This window comes from Cupriavidus sp. CuC1 (assembly GCF_044627735.1).
GTDB lineage: Bacteria > Pseudomonadota > Gammaproteobacteria > Burkholderiales > Burkholderiaceae > Cupriavidus > Cupriavidus ulmosensis.
Genome location: NZ_JBIUHC010000262.1, coordinates 1 through 8,449, shown reverse-complemented (window position 1 = coordinate 8,449; position 8,449 = coordinate 1). Strand labels below are relative to the sequence as shown.

Here is an 8,449-nt window from a genome sequence, read left to right as displayed (position 1 = left end):
ACCCTCGTCATAAGCTTGGAAGGCTTCTGCTCTACCATTGAGCTACACCCGCGCGCGATGCGCGGCATGATAGCAGCAACCCCAATCGACGTGGCACGATTTGTTCGGTTAGACAACCCTAACCTTCTGCGCCACCCTCGAATTGCGGCCCCAAAGTAATCGGCTTGCCACAAGCGGTCATTAGGGGACGGCGCCATCTTGACGCCGCATTTATGCTCCCACTCAGGATAATTGGCTCGCCGGACTCCTTGGTTTCGATGCCCCTCTTCGAGGCCGTTGATCGCAAGATGGCAAACAGCGTAGTTTCATGGTCACGAAACTAAGAACCTCCCAGGGACTGCGTCTGCCGCACAGACTCGATGGCGCGCATGCGCCGAAGCTAAGTGTACGTTCCCGGGCCGATCCAGCACACGCTCGTGCTCGCGGAAGCGGCTCCACTAAACATCACCTGCTCATGCCGGGCGCCACGCTTAGTCGAGAACTGGGTACGCAGGTCTAATTGGAGGACGTAGCTTCAGCCTTCCAGAGGAAAAGCTGCGCCGCTTGCCCCCAACCGAAGCTCGGGGTTCAAGCGGCGCGGCTATCTGCCAATAACCGCAGCAAAACGACGGTCGTTGGGCCGCCCCGCGCTCACGCTTCCTGAATCAAGAACTTGTCGCGATTCTTACCGAGCCAAGCCGGTGCACGGCCACGGCCAGTCCAAGTTGCACCCGTCTTGGGGTCTTGATACTTTGGCGGCAGGGATGCCTTGGGTTTTGCCGGAGCCTTAGCCACCGCGCCCGCTGCGGGACGGCCACGGCGACGCTTTGGAGCGATGTCGTCGGCACTCAGCTCGTACTGTGCCATCAGGGCTTGAATCTGTTCGATAACGCCAGCGACTTCTGTTGCTCGCACTTCGACGAGCTGAGCCTCGAGTTTTTCCTTTTCGGCTAGCAGCCGTTTGTATGATGCCATTGTTTTCTCCATTTCTATGGTAACTCCAGCATCGTACATAATTTCGAATATTACAACACGTTCGAGCGGTATATCGACGTCTACACCAATCAATGGATAATGTAGCCCTATCCTTCAATTCGCTCGGCCGCGCGTCGATACCCGTGACGGCAGAACACACTGAGATTTGGGCCGCCCAGTCGCGCGCAGAACACCGACACACCGAAACAAGCCGGCACAGCGCCGCTACACCGCTCGAAAAGGCAGCAGTGTGCTACCTTTCTTGTCTGGCCTATGACGATCATTATCAACGAAGACCTCCCTGCCTATATCGATCCACTTACAGAAGACGAATACGCGGCACTAGAACGCAGCTTACTCTCGGAAGGGTGCCGTGATGCACTGGTGTTGCGGGGTGATCTCCTGGTGGATGGACACAACCGCTACAGCATCACGTGAGAGCAGTGCGGTACAGCGAAACGAGTTCACGCGCGTCTCGCGCGCGGGTCGGCCTTGGCGTGTTCGATCACCTTAAGTGTTTCCGAGTCGAGCACGGCCTGGGCGTCGGACGGAATGGCAAGCAGTTTGCCGTCGATGTCATGGACGTGTAACTGCTCATGGGTGACAGCATCCGTCACCAGCGCGCGGCCGGTCAGGCGCAGGGCGGCTTGGAGATGTGATTGCCCCGAAACGATCCGGTAATTACGTCCTTCTGATCGTCTCACCACCGCGTCAGTGGGGATCTCGCTGAGCTCGAGAGTGCCGAATCCGGGGAGCGACATTTCCTCGATGCGATTCTTGATGCAGGCGACCATCACGGCGGCGCCGGGGCGCTCGGTTGCCGCAAGCCGTTCATATTGACCGAGGAGGATATTGGCCTTCTCGATTGAGGGCGTCATATAGACAAAGGATTGGATGGCGGTCGGCGGGCGAGTCAACCGGGTCGCCATGATTGCGAATGCCCAGTCCCTTTTGTAGTTGCAGTGTGGGCAAACCCAGCCGTACTTGGTGGCAATCAGGATGCCAGGGGCGCCACCTTCGACTCCGTGGCGATGATCGGCGCTGTTCCTGCAGGTGAAGGCGCGCAGAACCGGGCCGCCGAGGCCAACCTGGTTCTCGTTGAGCTTCTGGACCTGATCGTCGGTGAACGGTGCGCGAATGTAACTCATGGCATTTGAGAAGGCAGCTTCGGCGTGGCGCGGCAATCGCCGCGCAGCCGGCACCCCCCACGCTCGGGAGTCTGCCCGGCGGCTAACAGAAACTCTGGGCGCCAGGACACACTGCGGCCGCCGCCTCCTTCCAGTTTATGCCCGGGAGAAGGTCTATGTTGATTTGGCCGGGCCCGACCCTTTTGTGTGTTGCCCAACCTAAATCCGTTCCGCTTCCTCGAAGCAGCCAGGACAAATCTGCCCGTCCTGCTCGTGGCGACGGGGAGGGACGGAAGTTGCCGGCCCCTTTGCCTCGCCCAGGAATCCGGCCGGCGGATATGTCCTCGCAGACCATACACCACCGGCGCCCTGGGGCTCAGTGCCGCGATCTTTGCCATTATCGATGGCCTCCCGGGGTCGCGGCGTCCAGCGCAGACTGCGAATCGTCGGATACGGCAAACTGCCGCCATCAATTTCTTGCGCTGCAGCATTCTCCCGGTGGCTGCATCTTGGGGTCTTCGTATGTTCGATGCGATTTGGCCTGGGGCCAAGATAAGCACACGCGGGCAGAGATCACGGCTTGGTCTGCTAGAGCGGCCCTCGCGCGAGTACCTGACTCTGCTGATCGAACATCCGATCTGGCTAGACACCATAGGCGATTTTTCCGGGACCCGACGACGTCCGTAGAGGCACTAGCCAAGCAGATCCGCCGCTTGGACGCCGGCAAAGTGGTCATTTTTGGGGGCGATCCGCTCAAGGCGCAGGCACTGAGGGACAAGCTCGCCGTCGACGGCATGGTTGTGAACTTGGCCGCCCAGTGAATGGTCGGAGTTAGGCGACGCCAAGCGGCCAAAGGATCTCGGCGGACCGCGTTCGCCGGCGCCGCGATGTTGGCCTCGGCCGTCGGACTCGCCGAGTCTGAGGAGCCAGCCGCTCCCGGCACTGCCAAGGCAGCGGAGTTGGCGGCGGCGCCCTACGTTCGCCGAACCTAACCAGGGTCCTGTCGCCGCGATCTTGGGCTCTTCGTTGACCTCAATCGGACTCTCGTTGGAAGGAACGGTGTATGGCGCGAGCAAGGGTTGTACCGTAGGACTCGTTCGTGCTCCGTCCGACGCGAAGTACGGGTGGTCCATCCGATCCTCCTGGTGCTTTACTGGGGCTTGACCAGAGGCTTTTCCCCACTCCGATGTAGGCTAAGGTGTTATGGATTGGTTTCCCGATTGCAGGCAGCCGCATGTGGAGCGGCGCTAAAGCTTTCCGATGGTGCTCTGTTAATAAGTGCTGTATTTGAACCCACAAAAAAACACCTGATCGACTCAAGGTGATACCCATTGGTCCGCTGCGCATGAAGGAGAGAGCGACGTTCCAGGTCAGTCGAGCCGAATTGCGCTAGGTGCCGACAGTGCTAGCGTGCTCTTGAGATAGCAAAAATATACTCAGGCGCTTCGTCCTGATCCCTTATGGATTAACGACTTAGCCATTTAAGCCTGTTGCACCGTCACAACTCTACTCGCACTGTCATGGACGAAGAACAGAAGGAATTCGAGGCGGCGCTGCTGCGGTCGGTCAAAGACATGGCTGCGGGGAAGTACGCGCGAAAGACCGTTTTCGAAGTGGACGGCGACAAGGTTCGGCGTGTCTCGGAGAGCTGCCACCTCAGAAAAGCGAAACCCCGCGCACAAGGCGGGATTCTGATCACCTAGCTCTATTGAAATGCTGTCACAGCATTTTCATGTACTTTTCCAGGTTGGGCGGGCTGCGCCTTGTCCTCCTTGGCCTCTTGTCGGGCGTGCGGATTCGTCTGCCCTTTATGGCGAGTCTTTCGGCTGTCTGATGGATGATCTGCTGCTGGATGTAGTCGAGCACATCCTTGGTCATCAGGACGTAGGCTCGTCTGATCCGTGCCGCTGGCAGGGCGCCTGAATTGATCATAACAAGTACGGTCTTGGGGTGGATCTTCATCAGATCTGCGGCGCCGTTGATATCAACGGTTTCAGGTGTTCTCATGCGCGCTCAATGTTGTGACAATCGGGTAGCAGGCCTCATTCGCTCGATGCGGGGCGCCCCCACATCTGCTCCAGTATCTCGGTCGGAATTCCTGCGCAGGCATTGCATTGCTTTTCTCATCAAGGAATGAGCGATATACGCGCTTTGGCAACTCGTATGCACATGCCACATCCATCTCCTCTCAGAGAGTGCCGTCCCAGTCATAGGCGTCGTGGGCCATTTTCTCTACGGACGAACGCAGGCAATAATCCGGCGCGCGTTCTCCTTGCATTTGCGTTCGTCTGGCTCGGATGGATAGGTCATCGCGATCATGAGGTTGGCGGTCCCAAGTGAACCGGTGTGCGGATCTGTTCAAGCCGAGCGTATAGATGCCCCTGCCCCGAAAGCACAGCCTGATCTTCTGGAACTGGCCGAAGCCCTGTAGACTGAATCCTGTCGCAAAGAGCAGGCCCGTGCCCTAACGCCAGCGAAGCGGAGCTGATATCAGTCCGGGAGGCACCTCCAGCGATTCCCCTGAACCCCGGCCCAGTCCGGGGTTTTGCTTTCCTGACAGCAGCAGACATGGCAAGAAAGAACTTCGATGGCGACTACGCCAGCGCCCTGGAAGTGCTACGACGTGAATCTCGTCATCGAGGAACCGTACGGCATGCTGCGGTTCACTCGTCCGGCTTAGGAGTTAGCGGCGTGACCGAAGTCCTGTAGCAGCCTCCCCCTCGTGGGCAGGTCCGCATGATCCTGCCTCCGATTTCGCCCCGTCGTCCCATCCCTGCGTCGGCGGGACGCTTTTCTTGAGAAGGGTGTGCCCTGATGCCAGCGAGGGCTATTTCTCGACCTCCAGACCGTCCACCACAGATTGCACGCCCTCCACTGCACGGACGGCGTTCAAGGCCGTCAGCTTTTCTGAGTCGCTTGGCACCTTGCCGTCGAGGTGCACAATGCCGTTTTTGGTACTCACCCGAATCCGGGTCGATCGAAGCCCGGCGGCAAGAAGCTGCGCTCTCACCTTCATCGTGATCGCGCTGTCGGTTAGTCTTGCCCTGTCGCTTGGTATTTCAGGCGGCACCGGGGCTTCCTGTGGGCGGCTGATCGGCGGCGCGCCATCCGTTGACAGCACTCTGTTCACATCCCCCCAGGCACCAGCATTGCCCAGAGCGCCCAGAGCGGCAACCAATGCGACAGTTCCAAGGCAAATCTCTCGGACTAGTTTCATCAATGTCTCCTACAGAGCTTCAGAAGGCACCCGCATCGTGGCCGCCCACATTGCGGCTGCGCGCGGCGTTCCCTTGACTTCCCTGGAAACGAAGGAGTTCCGGGGGGTCTTCGGATAGGCCACACGCAGAAACGTTTGCCTTGCTCCGCGGCGCGCTCACCGGCAGGCAGTGACTGGCCCCAAGCCGGACCTTGTAGCCTGCCCGCTGCTGCACCTCTAGCAGCACCACAGCTTGCCCGATCGTGGACTGCGCAGCTGGGCGCCTTGCCGAGCGGAATTGAATGACTGGCTGACCTGCCGGGATCCAGAGCGGGCGCGGAGCTTCATGCGGCCCTACCCGGCCGAGCTACGCCGGCCTAGTTGGACCGCGAGGTAATCTTGCACAACATCGCTGCATCCCATGCGGCGTGCTACGGTCCTCCGAGAATCGGGGAGGCACATATGGACTTCAAGTACAAAGCCCGGGATATCGCCATCGAGACAAAAAAGCTCGCGAGCTGGTGGGACTGGTCGTACGATAACTTCTGTGTGTTGCATCACATACGAGCAGTTAGCTGGCCAGCAAGATCTGACCATGACAGTCGAAGCGGTAGGGGATTATTCTAAAATAAAGCGGTGCCGCCAGGGCCGGAGAATGGAGCGCTTGGATACCGCTGTCATTCCATCGACATGTCTTTCGGCCCGGCTGACGATGATTGGATGGGGGGATCAGCGAGCGTCTGGGTTCGCCCGGCCTTAGTCAATCAGCTTCTCGGCGTAGTCACGTGCATGCTGCATGCCTCGCCTTCAGAAAAGCATTGCTCTCTTCGACCGCCGCGGCAACTAATAGGAGCCTCGATATTCTGGTCAATAACGCCGGCCGGCAACACAGTAGCGATGCATGGCCAGGCACCCTGGGGAGTGCCTGGCATTCGGGTAAGCGAGTCGAGGGTAGGTTGCCCCGGATATCTTCAGGATTGTCACGGCCACCTTGGGGCGGCTTTTTCATGACCCATGTGATGCGCATTCGCATGCTGTCGGATGCACCCTTAAAAAAATAACACCCTGGACCGCGAGGGGGCGTCTCTCACCGGCACAATGCAGGCGCGCCAGAGGACTCTTTCCCCGGCACGTCAGTTGCATGCCGTGCCTGGAACGGGCTTGCCGGAAGCGGTCGAGCCTTGGCAAGCATCCCCAAGGTTGATGATGTCGCCCTCCGAGCGTGAGCTTCGGTTCAGCCTCAGTTTGCCCGCCACCGTGCAGCAATAGCGCGGCCCCGTGGTGGGAGGAAGACTCCTCACTGCAGGAGGCGGGGCTTTGTCGATGTCCTTGTCTTCCGCTTCGGGTCCGACACACATGCCTCGCTGGCAGATCCTCTCGCCTTTGCATTGCATGTCATATTGACACCCCGCAGCGCCGGCAGACGGCAATATCATTGCCATCGACGTCGCGATTAGCAAGCCGAGCCCTTTCATATCCTCTCCTGGGTAGCTGCGAGAGCTGAGGCCAGAGTGCGCATTTAGCCTCATGGCCTCCATTAACGCTGATCCTTTTGACTGACCGATGTGACTAAGATCGACCCTACTCATCAGGATAGGTAGTGCGGTGACCCAATGGAAGCCTACCAGCGGCAAAACGCCCGCATGGAAACGAGAATTAGCGCCAGAGTTCTACGTGTCATGCCGCTACCGCGATGTCCTCTCGCTAAGCCGGACCATCTGAGCTGCCCGGAGCGATAGCGCCTTGCATAGCAGCTTCCTTGACACGGCCGAAGCATGCCGCCCGCATCTCGACTTCGATCGCTCGGCGTGGCCAGCCCCGCTGCAGCGGGCTTGGCAAAGTCCACAGCGAATCCATGGCCTGGCTTCATGCATTCCGACGCTTGCGCGTGCGCCTCGCACGTCCCGCCGACATTCACGAAGCTCTCAAACTGGCTTGCTGCTTCATTTGCTGGCACCCACTGGAGGAGACTTCATGAAACGGGCTCTAAGTAGGCTCTAAGTAGGACAGTGCCCGACGGCATCTTTTACGCGCCTCTCCTACGCTTTAGACATCTCCCTCAAGAGAAAGCTGAGATGCGACGAGATATTATGGTTTGTGCAGCGCGCGCCGGTTGGGTCTTGAAAACATGCGGCGCGACCACTGCGATCCTGGAATTTGAAGAAGCAGGCGAAGCATTAAGTGTCGGAAGCGCCATTGCGGCCCGCAACGGAGTAGACCTGATCATCGACGAACCTGGCGGCCTGCGGCGGTATATCCGGCAGCCACTCCCGTTGGCGGCGTGACAGAAGTTGTTTTTTAGCGATCGCCATGACACACAAGGGAAATTTCCACGTCATACCTCATGGCAAAGGCTGGGACGTCAAACAGGAGGGGGCATTGCGTGCACGATCCCACTATGAAACCCAGGAAGACGCGATCCAAGCTGGGAGCGCACTCGCCCAGCGCGAGAAAGTGGAATTGCTGGTGCACGGTAGCGATGGTCATATCCTCTTCAAAACTGGCCCCGACAACTGATTACCAAAATCGTGACGCCCGGGACGCGTGTCCAAGAGCGCACATCTGCGTTGTCTGAACAAACCACAGGCCGGACCTGTCCCCCTTCGCCCCGTCGATCCCCACCAGGCATCGGCGGGGCGCTTTTCTTGTCAAAAGTGGTCAGGGACCCCTCGTGCCAGCGCGACTATTTGCCGACGACCTGCAGTCCGTCCACCACGGATTGCACACCCTCCACGGCGCGGACCGCGTTCAAGGCTGTCAGCTTCTCCGAATCGCTTTGAACTTTGCCATCGAGATGCACTACACCATTTTCAGTTCTCACTCGAATTCCGGCAGGTCTGAGCCCCTTTGCGGCGAGGAGTTCAGCTTTAACCTTCATGGTGATCGCGTTGTCGCTGTGCTTCGTGGCTAATTCGGCAGCCGACGATATGCTGCCCGAGTCGGGACGCCCCGGCGTTCCGGGTGGGCCGTTCATGGGCGTAACGCTATCTGATGCGGCACGTGTGGCTGCATCCGCAAGACTAGTGGCATCGCACACGGCAGCGAACAATCCAACCACGCTGGCGAGGCATACCTTTGAGATTGATTTCATGACTTGGAGATGACCCGCTTTTTCGGACAGTGCCTATCTTGAGTAAACAGGAGGTGCACCATGCCGAAACCGCGCCCACCG

At 59.0% G+C, this 8,449-nt stretch carries 9 protein-coding genes and 1 pseudogene; 5 read left to right on the top strand and 5 right to left on the bottom strand.

Features of this window, described 5'->3' with window-relative positions:
* Positions 1 to 630 precede the first annotated feature (630 nt).
* The gene (locus ACGLHR_RS49380) at positions 631 to 954 is read right to left on the bottom strand and encodes an H-NS family nucleoid-associated regulatory protein (protein ID WP_400103147.1); all 324 of its coding nucleotides are present in this window, start codon (positions 952 to 954) and stop codon (positions 631 to 633) included.
* 273 nt (positions 955 to 1,227) lie between these two features.
* Between ACGLHR_RS49380 and ACGLHR_RS49375 the strand changes: the two genes are divergently transcribed.
* Positions 1,228 to 1,392, top strand: coding sequence for a hypothetical protein (locus ACGLHR_RS49375; RefSeq protein ID WP_400103149.1), 165 nt, complete (start codon positions 1,228 to 1,230; stop codon positions 1,390 to 1,392).
* A gap of 26 nt (positions 1,393 to 1,418) precedes the next feature.
* On the opposite strand, the gene ACGLHR_RS49370 is transcribed toward ACGLHR_RS49375, so the two are convergent.
* The gene (locus ACGLHR_RS49370; protein ID WP_400103145.1) at positions 1,419 to 2,102 is read right to left on the bottom strand and encodes a hypothetical protein; all 684 of its coding nucleotides are present in this window, start codon (positions 2,100 to 2,102) and stop codon (positions 1,419 to 1,421) included.
* A 1,499-nt stretch (positions 2,103 to 3,601) separates the two neighbouring features.
* Here ACGLHR_RS49370 and ACGLHR_RS49365 point away from each other — a divergent pair.
* Positions 3,602 to 3,784 (top strand): hypothetical protein, encoded by a 183-nt coding sequence (locus ACGLHR_RS49365; RefSeq protein ID WP_400103143.1) that lies wholly within the window; start codon positions 3,602 to 3,604, stop codon positions 3,782 to 3,784.
* 16 nt (positions 3,785 to 3,800) lie between these two features.
* Here the strand turns inward: ACGLHR_RS49365 and ACGLHR_RS49360 are convergent, their stop codons facing one another.
* Complete coding sequence (locus ACGLHR_RS49360; RefSeq protein WP_400103141.1) at positions 3,801 to 4,088, bottom strand: helix-turn-helix domain-containing protein; 288 nt, start codon at positions 4,086 to 4,088, stop codon at positions 3,801 to 3,803.
* Positions 4,089 to 4,908: 820 nt separating this feature from the next.
* The gene (locus tag ACGLHR_RS49355; protein WP_400103139.1) at positions 4,909 to 5,298 is read right to left on the bottom strand and encodes a BON domain-containing protein; all 390 of its coding nucleotides are present in this window, start codon (positions 5,296 to 5,298) and stop codon (positions 4,909 to 4,911) included.
* A gap of 1,744 nt (positions 5,299 to 7,042) precedes the next feature.
* Here ACGLHR_RS49355 and ACGLHR_RS49350 point away from each other — a divergent pair.
* The 3 genes and pseudogenes from ACGLHR_RS49350 to ACGLHR_RS49340 all read left to right on the top strand — a co-directional run.
* Positions 7,043 to 7,255 (top strand): annotated as a pseudogene (locus tag ACGLHR_RS49350) (IS5/IS1182 family transposase); the annotation flags it as partial.
* 97 nt (positions 7,256 to 7,352) lie between these two features.
* Positions 7,353 to 7,562: a hypothetical protein gene (locus tag ACGLHR_RS49345; RefSeq protein ID WP_400103137.1), complete on the top strand. Its 210-nt coding sequence runs from the start codon at positions 7,353 to 7,355 to the stop codon at positions 7,560 to 7,562.
* Positions 7,563 to 7,587: 25 nt separating this feature from the next.
* Complete coding sequence (locus ACGLHR_RS49340) at positions 7,588 to 7,794, top strand: DUF2188 domain-containing protein (RefSeq protein WP_400103135.1); 207 nt, start codon at positions 7,588 to 7,590, stop codon at positions 7,792 to 7,794.
* 166 nt (positions 7,795 to 7,960) lie between these two features.
* On the opposite strand, the gene ACGLHR_RS49335 is transcribed toward ACGLHR_RS49340, so the two are convergent.
* The gene (locus tag ACGLHR_RS49335; protein WP_400103133.1) at positions 7,961 to 8,251 is read right to left on the bottom strand and encodes a BON domain-containing protein; all 291 of its coding nucleotides are present in this window, start codon (positions 8,249 to 8,251) and stop codon (positions 7,961 to 7,963) included.
* Positions 8,252 to 8,449: the final 198 nt, after the last annotated feature.

Excerpts from the sequence above, each read along its gene's own strand:
- ACGLHR_RS49380 (WP_400103147.1), bottom strand. The coding sequence starts at position 954 with ATGGCATCATACAAACGGCTGCTAGCCGAAAAGGAAAAACTCGAGGCT.
- ACGLHR_RS49375 (WP_400103149.1), top strand. The coding sequence starts at position 1,228 with ATGACGATCATTATCAACGAAGACCTCCCTGCCTATATCGATCCACTT.
- ACGLHR_RS49370 (WP_400103145.1), bottom strand. The coding sequence starts at position 2,102 with ATGAGTTACATTCGCGCACCGTTCACCGACGATCAGGTCCAGAAGCTC.
- ACGLHR_RS49365 (WP_400103143.1), top strand. The coding sequence starts at position 3,602 with ATGGACGAAGAACAGAAGGAATTCGAGGCGGCGCTGCTGCGGTCGGTC.
- ACGLHR_RS49360 (WP_400103141.1), bottom strand. The coding sequence starts at position 4,088 with ATGAGAACACCTGAAACCGTTGATATCAACGGCGCCGCAGATCTGATG.
- ACGLHR_RS49355 (WP_400103139.1), bottom strand. The coding sequence starts at position 5,298 with ATGAAACTAGTCCGAGAGATTTGCCTTGGAACTGTCGCATTGGTTGCC.
- ACGLHR_RS49345 (WP_400103137.1), top strand. The coding sequence starts at position 7,353 with ATGCGACGAGATATTATGGTTTGTGCAGCGCGCGCCGGTTGGGTCTTG.
- ACGLHR_RS49340 (WP_400103135.1), top strand. The coding sequence starts at position 7,588 with ATGACACACAAGGGAAATTTCCACGTCATACCTCATGGCAAAGGCTGG.
- ACGLHR_RS49335 (WP_400103133.1), bottom strand. The coding sequence starts at position 8,251 with ATGAACGGCCCACCCGGAACGCCGGGGCGTCCCGACTCGGGCAGCATA.